At 30.6% G+C, this 20,719-nt stretch carries 21 protein-coding genes; 18 read left to right on the top strand and 3 right to left on the bottom strand.

Annotated elements, in window-relative coordinates:
• The first annotated feature begins 19 nt into the window (after positions 1–19).
• Positions 20–826 (top strand): inverse autotransporter beta-barrel domain-containing protein, encoded by an 807-nt coding sequence (locus tag FBE96_RS05835; RefSeq protein WP_002905843.1) that lies wholly within the window; start codon positions 20–22, stop codon positions 824–826.
• On the opposite strand, the gene FBE96_RS05830 is transcribed toward FBE96_RS05835, so the two are convergent.
• Positions 823–2,199 (bottom strand): cation:dicarboxylase symporter family transporter, encoded by a 1,377-nt coding sequence (locus FBE96_RS05830; protein WP_145599573.1) that lies wholly within the window; start codon positions 2,197–2,199, stop codon positions 823–825. The genes FBE96_RS05835 and FBE96_RS05830 overlap by 4 nt on opposite strands.
• A 271-nt stretch (positions 2,200–2,470) precedes the next feature.
• Here FBE96_RS05830 and cetC point away from each other — a divergent pair, with 271 nt between their 5' ends.
• The 17 genes from cetC to argS all read left to right on the top strand — a co-directional run bounded on the left by cetC (position 2,471) and on the right by argS (position 20,005).
• Positions 2,471–2,965 (top strand): energy taxis response protein CetC, encoded by a 495-nt coding sequence (gene cetC / locus FBE96_RS05825; protein WP_002790077.1) that lies wholly within the window; start codon positions 2,471–2,473, stop codon positions 2,963–2,965.
• A 121-nt stretch (positions 2,966–3,086) separates the two neighbouring features.
• Positions 3,087–4,466 (top strand): bipartate energy taxis response protein CetA, encoded by a 1,380-nt coding sequence (gene cetA, locus FBE96_RS05820; RefSeq protein WP_002859272.1) that lies wholly within the window; start codon positions 3,087–3,089, stop codon positions 4,464–4,466.
• A gap of 17 nt (positions 4,467–4,483) precedes the next feature.
• A complete protein-coding gene (gene cetB / locus FBE96_RS05815) occupies positions 4,484–4,981 on the top strand; it encodes a bipartate energy taxis response protein CetB (RefSeq protein ID WP_002777340.1) in 498 nt (165 codons plus the stop codon).
• A gap of 87 nt (positions 4,982–5,068) precedes the next feature.
• Positions 5,069–6,928 carry a tRNA uridine-5-carboxymethylaminomethyl(34) synthesis enzyme MnmG gene (gene mnmG / locus FBE96_RS05810; RefSeq protein WP_002905846.1) on the top strand — a complete coding sequence of 620 codons (1,860 nt, stop codon included), beginning with the start codon at positions 5,069–5,071 and terminating at the stop codon, positions 6,926–6,928.
• Positions 6,929–8,215 (top strand): arsenic transporter, encoded by a 1,287-nt coding sequence (locus tag FBE96_RS05805; RefSeq protein WP_002905848.1) that lies wholly within the window; start codon positions 6,929–6,931, stop codon positions 8,213–8,215.
• Between the two features lie 90 nt (positions 8,216–8,305).
• Positions 8,306–8,809 carry a ubiquinol-cytochrome c reductase iron-sulfur subunit gene (gene petA / locus FBE96_RS05800; protein ID WP_002852880.1) on the top strand — a complete coding sequence of 168 codons (504 nt, stop codon included), beginning with the start codon at positions 8,306–8,308 and terminating at the stop codon, positions 8,807–8,809.
• Between the two features lies 1 nt (position 8,810).
• Positions 8,811–10,061, top strand: a complete 1,251-nt coding sequence (locus FBE96_RS05795; protein ID WP_002852758.1) for a cytochrome bc complex cytochrome b subunit — start codon at positions 8,811–8,813, stop codon at positions 10,059–10,061.
• A complete protein-coding gene (locus FBE96_RS05790; RefSeq protein ID WP_002905850.1) occupies positions 10,058–11,182 on the top strand; it encodes a cytochrome c1 in 1,125 nt (374 codons plus the stop codon). The genes FBE96_RS05795 and FBE96_RS05790 overlap by 4 nt, the downstream gene beginning before the upstream one ends.
• Before the next feature lie 127 nt (positions 11,183–11,309).
• Entirely contained in the window at positions 11,310–12,473 is a 1,164-nt protein-coding gene (locus FBE96_RS05785) for a cyclopropane-fatty-acyl-phospholipid synthase family protein (protein WP_002852655.1), read from the top strand.
• A 115-nt stretch (positions 12,474–12,588) separates the two neighbouring features.
• A complete protein-coding gene (gene rpsB, locus FBE96_RS05780) occupies positions 12,589–13,380 on the top strand; it encodes a 30S ribosomal protein S2 (protein ID WP_002853455.1) in 792 nt (263 codons plus the stop codon).
• Positions 13,380–14,453: a translation elongation factor Ts gene (tsf, locus tag FBE96_RS05775; RefSeq protein WP_002868580.1), complete on the top strand. Its 1,074-nt coding sequence runs from the start codon at positions 13,380–13,382 to the stop codon at positions 14,451–14,453. The genes rpsB and tsf overlap by 1 nt, the downstream gene beginning before the upstream one ends.
• 12 nt (positions 14,454–14,465) lie before the next feature.
• Positions 14,466–15,101, top strand: a complete 636-nt coding sequence (locus tag FBE96_RS05770; protein WP_002852807.1) for an ABC transporter ATP-binding protein — start codon at positions 14,466–14,468, stop codon at positions 15,099–15,101.
• On the top strand, positions 15,088–15,855 hold the full coding sequence (fliR, locus tag FBE96_RS05765; RefSeq protein WP_002855878.1) for a flagellar biosynthetic protein FliR: 768 nt from the start codon (positions 15,088–15,090) through the stop codon (positions 15,853–15,855). The genes FBE96_RS05770 and fliR overlap by 14 nt, the downstream gene beginning before the upstream one ends.
• 56 nt (positions 15,856–15,911) lie before the next feature.
• Complete coding sequence (locus FBE96_RS05760; RefSeq protein ID WP_019260229.1) at positions 15,912–17,540, top strand: hypothetical protein; 1,629 nt, start codon at positions 15,912–15,914, stop codon at positions 17,538–17,540.
• Positions 17,537–18,160, top strand: a complete 624-nt coding sequence (gene gmk / locus FBE96_RS05755; RefSeq protein WP_002860253.1) for a guanylate kinase — start codon at positions 17,537–17,539, stop codon at positions 18,158–18,160. The genes FBE96_RS05760 and gmk overlap by 4 nt, the downstream gene beginning before the upstream one ends.
• A 1-nt stretch (position 18,161) precedes the next feature.
• A complete protein-coding gene (locus FBE96_RS05750) occupies positions 18,162–18,401 on the top strand; it encodes a twin-arginine translocase TatA/TatE family subunit (protein WP_002852866.1) in 240 nt (79 codons plus the stop codon).
• Between the two features lie 11 nt (positions 18,402–18,412).
• Positions 18,413–20,005 carry an arginine--tRNA ligase gene (gene argS, locus FBE96_RS05745; protein ID WP_002896690.1) on the top strand — a complete coding sequence of 531 codons (1,593 nt, stop codon included), beginning with the start codon at positions 18,413–18,415 and terminating at the stop codon, positions 20,003–20,005.
• A 17-nt stretch (positions 20,006–20,022) separates the two neighbouring features.
• On the opposite strand, the gene FBE96_RS05740 is transcribed toward argS, so the two are convergent.
• Together FBE96_RS05740 and FBE96_RS05735 are read right to left on the bottom strand one after the other, a co-directional pair.
• On the bottom strand, positions 20,023–20,331 hold the full coding sequence (locus tag FBE96_RS05740) for a multidrug efflux SMR transporter (RefSeq protein ID WP_002896692.1): 309 nt from the start codon (positions 20,329–20,331) through the stop codon (positions 20,023–20,025).
• On the bottom strand, positions 20,331–20,672 hold the full coding sequence (locus tag FBE96_RS05735; protein ID WP_002783013.1) for a multidrug efflux SMR transporter: 342 nt from the start codon (positions 20,670–20,672) through the stop codon (positions 20,331–20,333). The genes FBE96_RS05740 and FBE96_RS05735 overlap by 1 nt, the downstream gene beginning before the upstream one ends.
• Positions 20,673–20,719: the final 47 nt, after the last annotated feature.

Genomic DNA, 20,719 nt, shown 5'->3' with positions numbered 1-20,719 from the left:
AATAAGGAATATAAGAATAATGCGGGGTATTTTTTATATAATAGCATTGTTTTCTTTACTCAATGCCGATGAACTTACAGAGGCTTTAGCAAAAAATAATAATCAAAATTCTTGGGAGCACTTTGATTATAAAAACACCAAAGAAGCTCCAAAAATTCAAGAAGAGAATGTGGATTTTAAAAGCACTTTTGATAGCTTACTTTCAAAAACTTTAGAAAATAATAATGGTATAGATAAAACAGATGGGAATTTAGATTTTCAAAATGAAAACGCGCAGGTTAAAAATTTAAGTTCTCTTTATGAGGGGGAGAATAATTCTTTGCTTTTTCAAAAAGAACTTTTTGTGGCTCAAAATAATTATAATTACTCAGGGGGTTTAATCAATCGTTATGAAAAAGATGATTTTTTATTTGGAGTTAATGGTTTTATTGATAAACAAAAGGAACAAAAAGATACTAAAAGCTTTGGTACAGAGTTTGGTTATAGTAAATTTATAAAGGCTTATAGTAATTATTATATACCCAATGAGGCAGAAAAAAATTTACAGCTTGGAATGAGTTTTGTAATTCCAACTTATACCGCTTTTGCTTTTGATATAAGTAAGGATAATGATAAAACTAATTATCAAGTATCTTACTCTCCTTATAGTGTATTTAGTTTAAATTTATTGCGTCGTGATTATAGTGCAAGAGAGACTATTGATGATACCGTTGTTCAAGTTGGATTTAGTTTTAATTTTAATGAAAGTTTTTTAAAACAATTTAGGAAAAAAGATAATACTTTAGAGGAGGTTAATCGATATGATTTCCTCCAAAGAACCCATTAGTTCATTCCAGCATTATGGAATTTTTCCGGATTATCCATAGCATAGCGGAATTTTTCCCAATCAATTTGTTTATCCCAGATGGCAACGATTAAGGCTGCTACTGAATTTCCACAAAGATTTCCAACCGCTCTCATTTCAGACATAAATTTATCAACACCTAAAAGAACACCTATAGCAGCTACTGGTAGAACTTGTGCTAAGGTTGCATTTGCTTCAGAAATTTCCATATTTCCTAGAGCTGCAAGCGTACTTCCAAGCACTATAAAACCTGATCCAGTTACACCTACTGCACCTTTTGAGGCTATCATTAATACTATTAAAATACTGATTTCGTGTGCTAAACTTAAATTTACATTGAAAGCTTGTGCTAGAAAGATTAAGCTCATAGCTAGATAAATATTTGTACAATCAAGATTAAAACTATATCCCGTTGGTAAAACAAGTCCGACTGTTGCTTTAGAAAGTCCTGCTTTTTCTAGTTTTCTCATTAAAGGAGCAAGTGCAGACTCGCTTGAACTGGTTGCAAAAACGATCAATACTTCTCTTGAGATAAATCTCATAAATTTGAAGATATTTACTTTTGCAAAATAACAAATCAGACCTAAGATTCCAAATATAAAAACAAGACATGAAATCAGCATTGCTAAAAGTAAATATGCTAAGTTGATCAAAGAGCCAATTCCGTATTGAGCTATGAGTACAGCCATTGCTGAAAAGGCGGCAATAGGACTAAAATACATAATGATTTGTAGAATTTTAAAAACAAAATTTTGTACCACTTCAAAAACTCTTTGAATTGCCTGTTTGTCTTCTATTCTCATTAAAGAAATAATCAAAGCAGTAATTATAGCAATAACTAAAACTTGTATGGTTTTTCCTTCTGTAAAAGGCGTGATAATATCAGTAGGCATAGCATCTTTTAAAATATGCATAATCTCAGAGCTCGCACTTACTTCTGTGGTTTGAGAAATGTATTTTTGAACGCTTTTTGTATCAAGTTGACTTGGATTAAGATTCATTCCATGGCCTGGTTGCATAACATTTGCCATAAAAATACCTATAGCAAGTGCTAAAGTACTTACAACTTCAAAGTAAATAACCGCTTTAGCACCAATGCTACCTACTTTTTTTAAACTTTCAAGACTAATGATGCCTAAAACCAAAGTAACAAAAATAATAGGACCTATAAGAACCTTTAAAGCACCTATAAAATAATCAACTCCTGGTTTGCTAGCAATGGCTAATTCTTTATCTGTATAGCCAAGTACAATACCTGCAATAATGCCTATAATCACCCAAAATCCAAGACTTTTTATAATACGTTTATATAAAGGCGGTTTTCTTTCAGCTAAAGTTTGACTTAAAGTTTCCAAGTTTACTTGCTCCTTTTGATCTTTGTAAAATATAATTTTAACAATGCGTATTGTAAATTTTAACAAAAAAACAAATCTAGAAATACTTTCTTTTATATGATATGACAATTTTATATATATATGTTACAAAATTTCTCATTATTTGCATATTATGAATTTTAAAATATGTTTTGAAAATTTTATAATTTTGCAATTCAGTTTGCTTTTTGTTGTTTGTTATTGGTAATAATTCTATTTTTGATTTATTTGTTTTATTGGGATGTTTTAAATTATGAAAGAAATAGTTTTGTCTGAAAATGCTTTAATTACTTCTAAAACAGATCTTAAGGGGAATATCATTTATGCCAATAATGACTTTTTAAAATACGCAGGTTATAAAGTCGATGAGCTTTTATATAAATCTCATAATATAGTAAGACATGAAGATATGCCACGCACTGTATTTAAATGTCTTTGGGATTATATTCAAAAAGGAGATGAAATTTTTGCATTTGTGAAAAATAAAGCCAAAGATGGTAATTTTTACTGGGTTTTTGCAAATGTAAGTGCTTCATTTGATGCTAATGGAGATATCATCAATTATTATTCTGTTCGTCGTGCACCCAATAGAAAATCTCTTTCTATAATTGAAGAAGTTTATAAAATTTTACTTGAAAAAGAGCAAAAATCAGGCATTAATGCTGGAGTTTCAGCTTTAATGGATATTGTAAGTTCTTATAAAATGACTTATAATGAACTTATTTTTAACTTACAAGAAAATAACTAAATAAGATATATTTAATCTTTTTTATTGTATAATTTTCACTTTAGAAATTAAAGTAATATATTATTAAAGTATTGTTTTGATTTATGATTTCAAAAAATTTTCAATAAAAAGGGGTAAATTTATGGTGAAAAATGGATTATTATCAACTATTTTTCTAAGTGTTATCGGTGTTTTAGGTGTCATTTTTATTCATATTTTTGTTGGAGCGATAATTTTTGTTTTAATCGCTGTTTTAATGATTTATTTGCTTAGACAACACAAAGATGAGCAAATAATGATAGATAAACTTTTGGTTCTTTGTAGAGAGTTAAAAGAAGGAAATTTTGACAATAGAATTATCTATGTAAAAACAAAAAGCAAAAAATTAGCCGAAATAGCAGATAATCTTAACAATACTATTGATGGGCTAGAAGCTTACTTAAGGGAAATTAATACTTCTATTTCTTGTTCTCAAAAAGGTGAATTTTATCGCAAGGCTTTGCCTGAAGGTTTAAAAGGAATTTTTGCTCATAATATCGAATTTATAAATAAAGCTTTAGCAAACATAGAAGTGACAGCAAGATCTACTTTTAAAAATGCTTTATCAAGAACTTTAATGGATTTAAGCCTTGGAAATCAAAATAAAGACATGTCTCAAATTTCTAGCTCATTAAATCAAGATATTAGCATGATGAAAAATGTATATGATACAGTGGATGCCATTTCTCATACAGCTACAGAAAATGGCTCAGAGGTGGATTCTTTGCAAAGTGCTATGGGTTCTTTAATGGATGTTGTAAATTCGAGCAAGGAAACAGTGCAAACTTTTGTGGCTAATTCCCAAAATATCACTTCAGTGGTTGAAGTAATACGTGATATAGCCGATCAAACCAATCTTCTAGCTTTAAATGCTGCTATTGAAGCTGCGCGTGCAGGAGAGCATGGTAGGGGCTTTGCGGTTGTGGCTGATGAAGTTAGAAAGTTAGCAGAAAGAACTCAAAGATCTACAAGCGAAATTTCTATTGCAATTCAGACTATGCAACAAGATTTTGTAAATATCCAAAGTGGCAGTGAGCAAGTTTTTAACATTGTTAGTGAATCTGAAGAAAGAATTAATAAATTTTCTCAAGCTTTTAAACGTCTAGAAGAAAATAGTAGTGCTCTTGGTGTTAATTTTGGATCCTTTGCAAAGAGATTGATTTTGTCTGTGGTTAAAATCGATCATATTCTTTATAAATCAAATATATATTTAAATTTAAATGGGGCTCAAAATTTCAATCTTGAAAGTGTAGATCCAATTTCTAATCTTTGTCAAGATGAGAGAGCTCAAGGTGTTATTAATGAGCTTAGTTCTGAAACTGAGTTAAAATTAGCTAAAGAATTTATAAAAGATAACGCTAAAAAAGCAATAGAAGAATCAAGTCAAGATTATATCGATCAAAAAGCTTATGATGCGATTGTAAATGATATTAAATCACTAGAGCAAAGAAGTGCTGAAATCTTAGCAAAATTAAAAATATAAATTAAGAGGGTGGGAAAATGTCAAGAGAAATTTTTTTACAAGAAGATAGTTTAATTACTTCTAAAACAGATTTAAAAGGTAAAATAGTTTATGCAAATGATGATTTTTTAAAGTATGCAGGTTATACCATGGGTGAAGTTTTAAATAAACCTCATAACATAGTAAGACATGAAGAGATGCCAAAAACTGTTTTTAAATATTTATGGGATTATATGAAAGAAGGCAAAGAAATTTTTGCTTACGTAAAAAATAAAACCAAAGATAACAATTACTATTGGGTTTTTGCAAATGTAACCCCATCAATAGATGTTAATAATAATATCATAGGCTATTATTCCGTTCGTCGTATGCCAAATAAAAGCGCTATTTCTACAATAGAAAGTCTTTATAGCGATCTTTTAAGAGCAGAACAGCAACAAGGCTTAAATAAGGGTGTTGAGATGCTTAAAAATTTCTGCAAAGATGCAGATAAAACTTATAATGAGCTAATCTTTTCTCTTCAAGAAGCTAAATAAATTTTTGTTAGACTTAAAACGAGTTTGTTTTAAGTCTAAATATTATATAATCTTTCTTTTAAAAATTCACATTTTTCAAGGCAAAATATGTTTGATGTCATTGTTATAGGTGGTGGACATGCAGGTGTTGAAGCAAGTGCTGCTGCTGCTAGAATGGGTAAAAAAACCTTACTTTTAACTACATTGATTGAGCAAATAGGAGCGGCAAGTTGTAATCCAGCCATAGGTGGACTTGCTAAAGGGCATTTGGTAAAAGAACTTGATGCCATGGGTGGTCTTATGGGTGAAATCACCGATGAAGCAGGGATACAATTTCGCATTTTAAATGAAAGTAAGGGTGTAGCCGTTCAAGGAAGTAGGGCACAAATTGATATGGATAAATACCGTATCATTGCACGTAATAAACTTTTAAAACTTCCAAATTTAGAAATTTCTCAAGAACAAGCGAGTGCTTTAATCGTAGAAAATGATGAAGTTAAAGGCGTAAAAACAAATTTAGAAAACACATATTTTGCCAAAAAAGTGATCCTAACAACAGGAACTTTTTTAAATGGACTTATTCACGTAGGTGAAAACAAACTTCAAGCAGGTAGGGTAGGGGAGCTTGCTTCGGTAAATTTAGGCAATTATTTACAGACTTTGGGTTTAAAAATGGGACGTTTAAAAACAGGAACTTGCCCAAGAGTAGATGCAAAAAGCATTGATTTTAGCGTGCTTGAAATTCAAGATGGTGATGTAAATCCTAAAGCTTTTAGTTTTCGTTCAAGAAATTTTAATCCCACTCAACTTCCTTGTTATATCGCACGCACTAATACAACTACACATGAGATTATTAAGAATAATTTTTATCGTGCTCCACTTTTTACAGGACAGATTGAAGGTGTGGGGCCAAGATATTGTCCTTCTATAGAAGATAAAATCAATCGTTTTAGTGACAAAGAAAGTCATCATCTTTTTATAGAGCCTCAAACTATCGATGCGACGGAGTATTATATTAACGGTTTTTCTACTTCTTTACCTTATGAAGTACAAACTCAAATGTTGCGTTCTGTAAAAGGTTTTGAAAATGCTAAAATAACCCGTTTTGGTTATGCTATAGAATATGACTATATAGAGCCAACTGAACTTAAGCATACTTTAGAACTTAAAAAGATTAAAAATCTTTATTGTGCAGGACAGATTAATGGAACTACAGGTTATGAAGAGGCTGCAGCACAAGGCTTTATGGCAGGAATCAATGCAAGTTTAAGCATAGATATGAAAGAGCCTTTGATTTTAAGGCGTGATGAAGCTTATATAGGAGTTTTAATCGATGATTTAGTAATAAAAGGTACAAAAGAACCTTATAGAATGTTTACTTCAAGAGCAGAATTTAGACTGCTTTTAAGGGAAGAAAATGCTATACTTAGACTTGGAAAATATGGCTATGATTTAGGGCTTTTAAGCGAGCAAGATTTTACTTATATACAAAATATCGCAAACAATCTTCAAAAAGGACTTGAATTTTTACTTTCTAAAGAATTCACACCTAACAACCAAAATAATGCTTTTTTAGAGAGTTTGGGAGAAGATAAAATTTCTTCTATAGTCAATCTTCAAAAAATTGTTGCAAGGGCAAGTTTTGATATGGAAAAATTAAAAAAACTTGATCCTATGTTTGAAACTATGGATCATTACTCCTTAAGAGAGATTTTAAATGAGGCAAAGTATTATCATTATATCAGTATGCAAAAAGCTCAAGTAGAAAAAATGAAAAATCTTAGTGAGCTTAAAATTCCTGAAAATTTTGATTTTAAAAGTGTAAGTGGTTTGAGTAATGAGGTTGTAGAAAAGCTTAATCATCATAAACCTCCAACCATTTTTGCTGCAAGTCAAATCAGTGGAATCACTCCTGCAGCGTTGGATATTTTGCAAATTTATATCAAAATGCAAAAGAAAAAAGCTTAAATGCTTGCTTTTTTTATTTTTTTATCTACTTTAGTTTTACTTTTTTGGCGTCCATGGAATTTACCTATTTGGGTATTTTCTAGCTTGGGGGCTTTTTTTGTTTTTATTTTTCAATTGGTAGATTTTAAAGATGCTTATTTTGTTTTTTCTTTGGTTTGGGATAGTTCTTTAACTTTGGTTGGGTTGATTATCCTTTCTTTTAGCTTGGAAGCTTTGGGATTTTTTGATTTTATTGCGAGTAAAATTTTGTATTTTTCTAGAGAGAAAAATCAAGAAAAAATTTATATCAGTACAAAAAAAATGATGTTATTTTTGTTGATTTTTGTATTTTTTCTTTCTGCATTTTTTGCTAACGATGGAGCGATTTTAATCATTACACCTATTATTATAGCTTTATTTTCAACTCTTAAAGATTGTAAAAATCATGCTTTTATTTTAAGTTCTTTTTTGCTTAGTCTTTCTTTTTTATGTGATGCAAGTTCAAACGCTTTGGTTATTTCAAATTTAACCAATATCATCACAGCAAATTATTTTAAGATAGAATTTTTAGAATTTGCTAAAAATATGTTTTTGCCAAATTTTTTTGTTTTGCTTTCTACTATAGTTACGGTTTTTGTGCTTTATGTGAGAGTTTTACCTAAAAGGCTTGAATTTAAATTAATCAAAAAAGAGCAAATTTCATTGAAATTGTTTTTTCTTTGCATAGTATTTTTATTTCTTTTTGTTATCAGTTTTTTTATAGGTGAAATTTTTAATATTAAAATAAGTTTTTTTGCTTTGCTTTGGGCGGGAATTTTTTGGCTTATTATTTTAAAAATTCAAGGTAAAAAAAGTATTAAAATTCTTTTTGAAGCACCTTATGGAGTTTTGCTTTTTAGTTTTGGGCTTTATATGGTGGTTTTTGCTTTACATAAAATAGGTGTGAGTGAAATTTTGGTTAAAAGCTATGCTTTTTTGATGCAAGATAAGAGTGGAATTTTTGGTGTGGCTTTGATTTCAGCTTTTGGATCTTCTGTGTTTAATAATTTGCCTATGGTTTTAATCGGAGATTTGGCATTAAAAGAATATTTTGAGAATTTTTCTTTTGATTCTTTGATGATTTATGCACATCTTTTAGGTGTAAATATAGGTCCGAAACTTACGCCAATAGGTTCTTTAGCAACTTTGCTTTGGCTTGGAGTTTTGGCTAGAAAAGGCATTAATATTTCTTTTTGGCAATATTGTAAATTTGGCTTTTTGATAACTTTACCTGTGCTTGTTTTTTCTCTTTTTGCTCTTATTGTCTAAATATCAAAACTTGTTAAACAAAGAAAAAATTTATTTTAATTTCGATAAACTTTTAACTTGGTTAAAAAATAAAATCGAAAGGAGCAAGTTATGGCTACATCTGAGAGTAGACGAAGCTTTATGGGCTTTGCATTTGGAAGCGTAGCTGCTGTAGGCGGTGTTTTCTCACTTGTTGCGATGAAAAAAACTTGGGATCCGCTTCCAAGTGTTAAAGCTGCAGGTTTTACTACAGTAGATTTATCAGGAATGCAAGATGGAGAGCTTAGAACTATAGAATGGCGTAAAAAGCCTATTTTTATATTAAAAAAAGATGCGAGTATGCCAAAAGATGAAAAACGTGATGTTGTGGTAGATAACGCAGCTTATACTGTGGTTATAGGACTTTGTACGCATTTGGGTTGTATACCTGCTTACCAACCAAGTGAGCAATTGTTTAAATGCGCCTGTCATGGTGGAGAATTTGACACAAGTGGAAAAAATGTCTTTGGACCTCCTCCAAAGCCTCTTGAAATTCCTCCTTTTAAAATTGATGGAACCAAGCTTGTTTTAGGTGAAGAGGGTCCTGAATATAAAAAAATGATAGCGGAGGCTTAAGATGGCACAAATTAGAAAAGCTAATGGTCTTGTAGATTGGCTTGATCAAAGACTTGCGGTACATAAACTGCTTGATGTTTTAATGGTAAAGTATTGGATACCAAAGCAAATTAACTTTCTTTGGGCAATGGGGGTTATTTTAACCACTCTTTTTGCAGTGCTTTTTGTTACAGGACTTTTACTTGTGATGTATTATAAACCAGATACTGCACTTGCTTTTGATAGTGTGAATAAGACTATTATGCAAGAGGTGGACTATGGATGGCTTTGGCGTCACATGCATGGTGTTGCCGCTTCTGTTGTATTTTTGATTATATACATACATATGCTAACAGGAATTTATTACGGTTCTTATAAAAAAGGTCGTGAGATGATTTGGGTTAGCGGTATGCTTTTGTTTGTTGTATTTTCTGCTGAAGCTTTTAGTGGGTATATGCTTCCTTGGGGACAAATGAGTTATTGGGCAGCTCAAGTAATCACTAATCTTTTTGGAGGGATACCATTTATTGGCCCTGAGCTTGTGATTTGGATTCGTGGAGATTATGCGGTTTCTGATCCAACTTTAACAAGATTTTTTATGCTTCATGTGTGCTTGCTTCCTATAGTTATCATTGCTATTATAGCATTTCACTTCTATTCTTTAAGAATTCCTCATGTTAATAATGAAATTTCTGAAGAACTTGACTTTGATTTAGAGGCTGAAAAATACATGGCAGGTGACACAAAGGGTTCTAAAGTGATTCCTTTTTGGCCAGGATTTTTATCAAAAGATTTTATGTATATAAGCTTTTTTATGATTTTCTTCTTTTATTTGGTCTGTTTTAAATTTGAATTTGCAATGGATCCAATTAATTTTGATCCAGCTAATGCGCTTAAAACACCAGCTCATATTTATCCTGAGTGGTATTTCTTATGGAGTTATGAAGTTTTAAGAGGATTTTTCTTTGATATTGCAGGTATTAAAGCTTTTGATATAGGTTTGGCTGCATTTGGTATTGCTCAAGTGATTTTCTTCTTACTTCCTTGGCTTGATAGAAGTGATGTGGTAAAACCAGCTCATGAAAGACCTTTATTTTTCATTTGGTTTTGGATATTGCTTATTGATTTAATTGTTTTAACTGTTTATGGAAAATTACCTCCAACAGGTGTAAATGCTTGGGTAGGATTTTATGCTTCTATAGTATTTTTACTTTTACTTATTGTAGTTTTACCGGTTATTACTATTATGGAGAGAAAAGGAGCTAAACAATGAGAGAAATAAAAATATTTTTAGTTGTAGTGGTTTTTACTGCACTTGTATATTGGGGGGTAGAGCCTTATGCTCATTCAGTGATGAAACCTCATGTTACTCCTGCAAATTTTGATTTTGCTGTTGAAGATACTACTTTTGCAAAAGGTATAGTTGAAGCTAAAGAATTAGCTCTAAAAGATGCACAAGCTTCAGGAGATGCTAAAAGAATAGAGAGTGCAAACAAAGAACTTGAAAAAGCAAAAGAAGAATTAAGCAAAGTTGAAACACTTTGGGCAGATGTTGCAAAGATCGATTTTGTTAAGGGTGATGCAAAAAAAGGTAAAGAATTTTTTGAAAATAACTGTTTTGCATGTCATGGTGTAAAAGAAGATGGAATAGCAGCTAATATTACTGATTCTTCTATGGGAGTAATACCGCCTGATCTCAGTGCAGCTGGTGCTATTTTTGATGAAAAATTTTTAGCAGCTTTGATTATTCATCCTGCGCTTGCTTTAAAAGTAGATCATAAATTTGGTGATGCTTTTATTATGACAGCTTACAATAAAGATACTTCAGGAGAAAGTGAAGAAGCTACAAATGCAAATATAGCCAATGTAATTGCTTATCTTAAAGATGTGAGTGTTAAATTTGAAGCCAATGAAGATGCTACTATTAAGAAAGATGTTGAGGCAAAATATGCTAAAATGGAAAATAGTGCTCAAAAAGCAGCTTTAATGGAAAAAGATATAAAATTTGCTAAAGATAAAGCAACTTTTATTGAGGCTTGCGGACGTTGTCATGATATGAAATACGATAGCTTTTTTACTCCATCAAATCAAAATGATTTAAAAACTTATTTAGGTTCTGTTCCACCTGATCTTTCTATGATGATAAGATCTCGTGGTGAGCAATATTTACATGATTTTATTAATAATACTCAAAAACTTCTTCCAGGAACCGCTATGCCAAGAGTAGGTTTAACAGAAGCTGCACAGGCTAAGGTTGTATCTTATATTGATCAAGTGGGTGATAGCAAAAAAGAAGAAAGAAAAACTACAGGAATTTATGTAATGATATTCTTTGTAATTTTAAGTATTTTTGCTATAGGTTGGAAGCGTTCTGTTTGGTCTAAATTACATTAGTATTATAAAATTTTTGCCACTATTTTATATCTGTGGCAAAAATTCTATCTTTTCTTCAATTTTATCAAATTTTAAACATAATTAAGAGATACTATCAAATAATAATTTTTATTAGTTGGAGTATGTTATGCTTGAAAAACAAATGATTAAATTTATTCTTTCAAAATGGAATTATGGAAATTTTAGAATTGTATTTTGGGATCAAGAAGAATTTCATGTGGGTAATCAGCCTGCTAAATTTTCTTTAATTTTCAAAGAAAAAATACCTTTTTTAAAATTATTTAGTGATACGAGTTTAGTTTTTGCAAAACATTATATGGAGTCTAAACTAGAAATAGAAGGTGATTATGATGAAATAGCTAAAGTTTTGTATTATTTTTCAAATAAGCGTTTTTTAAAAAATACAGAGGATATCTTGAGTAAAATAGCCCAAAAACAGGAAAGTAAAAATATCAAAAGTCATTATGATATAGGTAATGATTTTTATAAGCTTTGGCTTGATGATACTATGAGCTATTCTTGCGCTTATTTTAAAGAGCCTAATAATACTCTTTATGAAGCTCAAATTAACAAAATAGAACATACTCTTAAAAAACTTGATTTAAAAGAAGGAGAAAAGCTTTTAGATATAGGTTGTGGCTGGGGTTGGCTTTCTATTATGGCGGCTCAAAAGTATGGAGTTAAGGTTGTTGGAATTACTATTTCAGAGGAGCAGTGTAAAAAAGCTAAGGAAAGAGTAAAAGAACTTGGTCTTGAAGATAAAATAGAAATAAGACTTCAAAATTATCAAGATTTAGAATTTGAAAATTATTTTGATAAAGTTGTTTCTGTGGGTATGTTTGAACATGTAGGCAAAGAGAATTTAGGACTTTATTTCATGAAAGTAAAACAAGTGTTAAAACCTGGAGGTTCTATGCTTTTACATTCTATTTTAGCCATGTTTGAAGGAAAAACAAATGCTTGGATAGATAAATATATTTTTCCAGGAGGATATTTACCTTCTTTAAGAGAGGTTGTAAGTGCTATGAGTGAGTGGGATTTTCATCTTCTTTTAGCAGAAAGTTTAAGAATGCACTATGCAAAAACTTTAGATTTATGGGATGAAAATTTTAACAAAGTATTGGACAAGGTAAGGGAAAAATATGATGAAGAATTTATAAGAATGTGGGATTTATACCTTCGTTCTTGTGCCTCTGCTTTTCGTGTTGGAAGCGTGGATTTGTTTCAATTTTTAATCACAAAAGAAATCAATAATAATCTAAGCCTTACCAAGGACTACATATATAAGTAAAAACTAAACTTAAATTTGATAAAATATTAGCTTCATTTCACACGCATCAATCCTTTTTAGCTTGTGTAAATTAAGGGATGTGGAGGAATAAAGCTAAATTTACAAGGAGAAACTCATGGTTAGTATGAGAGATTTATTAGAATGCGGTGTGCATTTTGGACACCAAACAAGACGCTGGAATCCAAAGATGAAAAAATTCATTTTTGGCGAGAGAAAAGGTATTTATGTAATTGATTTACAAAAAACTTTAAGATATTTTAGATATACCTATAATATCGTTCGTGACGCTGCTGCCGAAGGAAAAACTATACTTTTTGTCGGGACAAAAAAACAAGCAGGTGGAGCGATTAAAGAATACGCTGAAAAATGCGGTATGCCTTATGTAAATCATAGATGGCTTGGCGGTATGATGACAAATTTTGGTACCATTCGCCAATCAATTAGAAAATTAGAAGTAATTGAAAAAATGGAAGAAGATGGAAGTATTAAACTTTTAACTAAAAAAGAAGCTTTAATGCTTACAAGAAAAAAAGAAAAATTATTAGCTTATTTAGGTGGAATTCGTTATATGAAAACTCAACCTGATATGATTTTTGTTATTGACACAGTAAAAGAAAAAATTGCTGTTCAAGAAGCAAATAGATTAAGAATTCCTGTTGTAGCTCCACTAGATACAAACTGTGATCCTGACTTGGTAACTTATCCTATTCCAGGAAATGATGATGCAATTCGTTCAGTGCAACTTTTCTGCCAAGAAATGGCTGAAGCGATTAATGAAGGAAAAGCTTTAAGAGAACAAGATGGCGAAGCTTTAGCAAATGAAGAAAAAGAAATCACCGATGAAGAGAAAAAAGAAGTTTTAGATGAAGCGATGAGCGAAGAAGACTTCGGTGAGGAGCAAGAATAATGGCTGAAATTACTGCTGCAATGGTAAAAGAACTCCGCGAAAGTACAGGCGCGGGGATGATGGATTGTAAAAATGCTTTGAGTGAAACTAATGGAGATTTTGATAAAGCAGTACAACTTTTAAGAGAAAAAGGTTTAGGTAAGGCTGCTAAAAAAGCAGATAGACTTGCTGCAGAAGGTTTAGTAAGTGTAAAAGTAAGTGATGATTTTACAAGTGCAACTGTAAGTGAGATTAATTCCGAAACAGATTTTGTGGCAAAAAATGATCAGTTTATTGCTTTAACAAAAGACACTACAGCTCATATTCAAAGCAATAGCTTGCAAAGTGTAGAAGAACTTCACTCAAGTACGATTAATGGTGTAAAATTTGAAGAATATTTAAAAAGTCAAATTGCAACTATAGGAGAAAACCTAGTTGTAAGAAGATTTGCAACTTTAAAAGCAGGTGCTAACGGCGTTGTAAATGGTTATATCCATACAAATGGCCGTGTGGGCGTTGTGATCGCTGCAGCTTGTGATAGCACTGAAGTGGCTTCAAAATCAAGAGATTTGTTAAGACAAATTTGTATGCATATTGCAGCAATGAGACCAAGTTATTTAAGTTATGAAGATTTGGATATGACTTTTGTTGAAAATGAATACAAAGCCTTGGTTGCTGAACTTGAAAAAGAAAATGAAGAAAGACGTAGACTTAAAGATCCAAATAAACCTGAACATAAAATTCCTCAATTTGCAAGTCGCAAACAATTAAGCGATGCAATTTTAAAAGAAGCTGAAGAAAAAATCAAAGAAGAACTTAAAGCTCAAGGTAAACCTGAAAAAATTTGGGACAATATTATCCCGGGCAAAATGAATAGCTTTATAGCCGATAATTCTCAACTCGATAGCAAACTTACTTTAATGGGTCAGTTTTATGTAATGGATGATAAAAAAACTGTAGAACAAGTGATCGCTGAAAAAGAAAAAGAATTTGGTGGAAAAATTAAAATTGTTGAATTTATTTGCTTTGAAGTTGGCGAAGGTTTAGAAAAGAAAACTGAAGATTTTGCGGCTGAAGTTGCTGCACAACTTTAAAAACGGTTAAAAATGGAACTCTTAAGAGCGGAAAATTTAAGCCATAGTTTTGATTATCCGCTTTTTGAGGGTTTAAATCTTACTTTAAATACCAAAGATTGCATTGCTATTCAAGGGAGTAGCGGTTGTGGTAAATCTACTCTTTTGCATATACTTTCTTCTTTATTGATTCCAAAAAAAGGTGAAGTTTTTTTTAAAGGTTCTAGTCTTTATCAGATAGATGAAAACGAAAGATTAAAAATTCGCCGTTATGATTTTGGTATTATTTTTCAGACACATTATCTTTTTAAAGGTTTTTCGGCTTTAGAAAATATCGAACTTGCTAGTGTTTTATCAGGTCAAGATTTAGATGAGAAAATTTTAAAAAGGTTAGGTATTGATACGCTTTTACATCAAAAAATAGGAAAGCTTAGCGGCGGACAACAACAGCGTGTGAGTATCGCACGTGTGCTTTGTAAAAAACCAAAGATTATTTTTGCTGATGAAGCAACTGGAAATTTGGATTTTGATAATGCTAAAAATGTTATCGAGCTTTTAATTTCCTATGTTAAAGAAAATGATGCAGCTTTATTTTTTGTAACTCACGATAGCAAGCTTGCAAGTTTTTGTGATAAAACTTATACTATAAACGCCAATGGAATTTGTTAATTATTTAGGTGATAAAAATGTTGTAACTTTTATGTTGCTTCTTGCTAGAATGAGTGGTCTTATAGTTTTTTTTCCTTTTTTTTCACATAATTCTATTCCTATGGTGATAAAAAGTACTATAGTTTTATTTTTGACTATGTATTTATATCCTTTGGCTAGATTAGAATCTTTGCATTTAGATAGTTTTTTTGTTTTACAGCTTATTAGTGAAGTGATTTTTGGAATGATAGCAGGATTAATGCTTCAAATTATTTTTGCTATTATTATGATGGCAGGTGAGCAGATTGCTTTTACTATGGGATTTACTATGGCAAGTATATTAGATCCAAGTTCTGGAACGAGTATGCCTATCACATCTCAAATTTTAAATTTACTTGCTTTGATGTTTTTTCTTGCTTTTGATGGCCATCATTTAATGCTTTTGTTTTTAAGTCATTCTTTGGGTTATATTAGTTTAGGTGGATTTTATCCGCATGAGAATTTAATGCATTATTTAAATATGGGTATGTTTAATATTTTCATCATAGGTTTTACTATGAGCTTTCCTATACTTGGAATTTCACTTTTAGCCGATGTTATTTTTGGACTTTTGATGAAAACAATGCCACAATTTAATCTTTTAGTTATTGGCTATCCTATAAAGATAGCTCTAGGTTTTGTAGTTTTGATTGCTATTTTACTAGTTATGATGCAATATTTTAAAAATTTAATTTTAGAACTTTTTACTCATATGCAAACTCTTTTTTTCTCCTAAGGAAAGGATAAATGAAATTATCGTAAAATAGCGATTATTTTTTAAGGATTAAAGTGATGAAAATTTTACTTTTAAATGAAAACCCTGTAGTTTCAAGACTTGTAAGCCTTAGTGCTAAAAAAATGTCTTATGATTTTGAAGAACTTAATGCTTATAGTGAAAATTTGGGTAATTATGATGTGATTGTTGTAGATAGTGATACTCCAGCACCTTTAAAAATTCTTAAAGAAAAATGCGATAGATTGATTTTTTTAGCCCCGCGAAATCAAAATGTAGAAGATATAGATGCGCAAATTTTACAAAAACCTTTTTTACCTACAGATTTTTTAAATTTACTTAATAATAAAGATGCGAACAAGCATACATCTATTGATTTGCCAATGTTAAGCAATGATGAAAATCCTTATGCTGATATAAGCTTGGATTTAGATAATTTAAATTTAGATGATTTGCCTGATGAAAATTCTTTAGATATAAATTCAGAGGGAATGGAAGATTTGAGTTTTGATGATGATGCTCAAGATGATAATGCAAACAAAACTTTAGAAACTCAAAATTTAGAACATGAAACAATTAAAGAACAGACTCAAGAAGACACTCAAATTGATTTAGATTTAACTTTAGAAGATGGCGAAAGTGAAAAAGAAGACTTAAGCCAAGAACATACAGCTTTGGATACTGAGTCTAGTTTAGATGAGCTAGATGATAAAAATGATGAAGATTTAGAAATCAAAGAAGATGATAAAAATGAAGAAATAGAAAAGCAAGAATTATTAGACGATTCTAAAACAAATACATTAGAAATGCAAGAAGAGCTTAGCGAATCTCAAGATGATAATTCAAACAAAACTTTAGAAACTCAAAATTTAGAACATGACAATTTAGAACATGAAACAATTAAAGAACAGACTCAAGAAGACACTCAAATTGATTTAGATTTAACTTTAGAAGATGGCGAAAGTGAAAAAGAAGACTTAAGCCAAGAACATACAGCTTTGGATACTGAGTCTAGTTTAGATGAGCTAGATGATAAAAATGATGAAGATTTAGAAGATAATAAAGAATTACAAGCTAATATAAGCGATTTTGATGATCTTCCTGAGGTTGAAGAGCAAGAAAAAGAAATGGATTTTGATGATCTTCCTGAGGATGCTGAATTTTTAGGTCAAGCAAAATATAATGAAGAATCAGAGGAAAATTTAGAGGAGTTTGCTCCTGTTGTGGAAGAAGATGTTCAAGATGAAATAGATGATTTTGCTTCAAATTTGAGTACTCAAGATCAAATCAAAGAAGAACTAGCTCAACTTGATGAGCTTGATTATGGTATTGATAGTGACAATAGTAGCAAGGTCTTAGAAGATTTTAAAGATGAACCAATTTTAGACGATAAAGAATTAGGAACAAATGAAGAGGAAGTGGTTGTGCCAAATTTAAATATAAGTGATTTTGATACATTGAAAGAAAGTGATATACAAGAAGCTCTTGGAGAGGAAATCTTAGAAAAAAATGAAGAGCCTATAGTAAGTGATGTAACTAAAGATGATAATAGCGAAGAGATAGTTAATGAGCTTAGCCAAAGCATAGCAGGAGCGATCACTTCAAGTATTAAAGATGATACCTTAAAAGCTGCTCTTAAGGGTATGAATATGAATATAAATATAAACATTAGTTTTAAAGAGGATTGAAATTGCAAGGTTTTGTTTTGTTGATTTCAGGTCCTAGTGGTGCTGGAAAATCAACTCTTTTAAAAAAACTTTTTGATGAATTTGAAGATGAGCTTTATTTTTCTATTTCTTCAACAACTCGCAAACCAAGAGAGGGTGAAAAAAATGGAATACATTATCATTTTATATCCCATGAAGAATTTCAAAAAGGTATAGATAGTGATCATTTTTTAGAATGGGCTAGAGTGCATGAAAATTTTTATGGTACTTCTTTAAAGCACACTCAAAATGCTTTAGATAATGGAAAAATAGTTGTTTTTGATATTGATGTGCAAGGATTTAAAATAGCCAGAAAAAAAATGGCTGATAAGATTGTTTCTGTTTTTATTACTACAAAAAATAAAGATGAGTTAAAAAAAAGACTTATTAAGCGAAATACTGATACAATAATACAACTAGAAAAAAGATTACAAAACGCTAGTGATGAAATGAAAGAGCTTAGCGAGTATGATTATCTTATCATTAACGATGAGTTAAAGCAAAGTTATGAAGCATTGCGAGCGATTTTAATCGCCCATAAATTTAGAACCAAAGGGCAGAATCTAGGGCAAATTCAGAATATTTGGAATGAAGGAGAATAAAATGGGTGGTTGGTCAAGTCCAAGTCATTGGTTGATTATTTTATTGATTGTTGTATTGCTTTTTGGAGCAAAAAAAATTCCAGAACTTGCAAAGGGTTTAGGCAAAGGTATTAAAACTTTTAAAGATGAAATGAATAATGATGATGAAGTAGCAAAAAATACTCAAAAAATAGAAGAAAACAAAAACACAACTAATAATACAAATGCTGATGCAAGTATAGACGAAACAAAAAAAGCTTAAGGTTTAGTCTTTTGAAAAGTATTATTTTTAATGAAATTAAAAAGATTTTAGAGTGTGATTTTGCGCTTGAAAATCCAAAGGATAAAAATTTAGCACATTTTGCTACCCCTTTGGCTTTTTCACTGGCTAAGGAATTAAAAAAATCCCCTATGTTGATCGCTAGCGACTTAGCGAGCAAATTTCAAAATCATGATTGTTTTGAATTAGTTGAAGCTGTAAATGGGTATTTAAATTTTAGAATTTCCAAAACTTTTTTAAATGAACTTGCAAATCAGGCTTTAACAAATCCAAATGATTTTACTAAAGGAGAAAAAAAACAAGAAAGTTTTTTGCTTGAATATGTGAGTGCAAATCCTACTGGGCCTTTACACATAGGACATGCAAGAGGCGCTGTTTTTGGAGACACCTTAACAAGACTTGCAAGACATTTGGGCTATAAATTCGATACAGAATACTATGTCAATGATGCGGGTAATCAAATTTATTTACTAGGGCTTTCTATTTTACTAAGTGTGAAAGAAAATATACTTCATGAAAATGTTGAATATCCAGAGCAATATTACAAAGGCGAGTATATAGCGGATTTAGCAAAAGAAGCTTTTGAAAAATTTGGTAAAGAATTTTTTAGCCAAGAAAATATCCCTAGTTTGGCTGATTGGGCAAAAGATAAAATGCTTGTTTTGATTAAACAAAATTTAGAACAAGCAAAGATTAAAATTGACAGCTATGTAAGCGAAAGATCGTATTATGATGCTTTAAATGCAACTTTAGAATCTTTAAAAGAGCATAAAGGAATTTACGAGCAAGAAGGTAAAATTTGGCTTGCTTCTTCGCAAAAAGGCGATGAAAAAGATAGGGTAATTATCCGTGAAGATGGACGCGGGACTTATTTGGCAGCAGATATTGTTTATCATAAAGATAAAATGAGTCGTGGTTATGGAAAGTGTATTAATATCTGGGGAGCAGATCATCATGGTTATATCCCTAGAATGAAAGCTGCGATGGAATTTTTGGGATTTGACTCTAATAATCTTGAGATTATTTTAGCACAAATGGTTTCCCTACTTAAAGATGGAGAACCTTATAAAATGAGTAAAAGAGCAGGAAATTTTATCTTGATGAGCGATGTGGTTGATGAGATAGGAAGTGATGCTTTGCGTTATATCTTTTTGAGCAAAAAATGCGATACGCATTTGGAATTTGATATTAGTGATTTGCAAAAAGAAGATAGTTCTAATCCTGTGTATTATATCAACTATGCACACGCTAGAATTCATCAAGTATTTGCTAAAGCTGGTAAAAAAATCGATGATGTAATGAAAGCTGATTTACAAAGTTTAAATCAAGATGGTGTAAATTTACTCTTTGAAGCTTTGAATTTAAAGGCTATTTTAAATGATGCTTTTGAGGCTAGAGCTTTGCAAAAAATTCCTGATTATCTTAAAAATTTAGCTGCAAATTTTCATAAATTCTACAATGAAAATAAAGTTGTAGGCTCTGCAAATGAAAATGATTTACTTAAATTATTTTCTTTGGTTGCTCTTAGTATTAAAACCGCATTTTCTTTAATGGGTATTGAAGCAAAAAACAAAATGGAACATTAAAACAGCATTTTGCTGTTTTAATAATTTAGCAAAAATACTGCTATTATCACGATAATGATACCTAAAATTCCTATTTTGTTTAATTTTTCTTTATATAAAATCCATCCACCAAGACAAGTTCCTATAATGCCTATAGCACCCCAAGTTGAGTAAGCTATGCTTAAAGGAACATATTTTAAAGAAAAAGAAAGTAGAAAAAAAGCAAGTATAGCATTGATAATCGCAGCCAAGCCCCAAATTTTATGCTTAAAACCATCTGATTTTTTTAGCAATAAATTTGCTACAATATCTAACAATGCTGATAAAACAATGATAAAAATATACATTATTCTTTAACCTCGCCTATATTAATCATGATAATTCCAACGATAGAAAGAATAATGCCTAGAATTTGAGTCAAGGTTAAACTCTCTTTAAAAACTATAAAAGAAACTAAAAGTATAAGAATAATCCCTAAAAGTTCCCATACAGCATAGGCTATGCCTACTTGAATTTTTTTAATCGCCTTACCCATAAAAAAATAAGAAAAAGCTATAAATAAAGCCATAAATATATAGCCTAAAATTTGATTTTCCATTTTTAAAAAACTAGTACCTAAAACTTCAAATACAATAGCAGCAATCAAGAAAAACCAAGCAACAAAAAGTTCTTTTTTTGCGATATTCAAAAAGCTTCTTCCCAAAAATAAATGGTAAAATCATACCATTTAAAGCT

Source organism: Campylobacter sp. CFSAN093241, assembly GCF_012889595.1.
Taxonomy (GTDB): domain Bacteria; phylum Campylobacterota; class Campylobacteria; order Campylobacterales; family Campylobacteraceae; genus Campylobacter_D; species Campylobacter_D jejuni.
The sequence above is the reverse complement of the archived record's forward strand: the minus strand, read 5'-3'. Positions and strand labels throughout refer to the sequence as shown.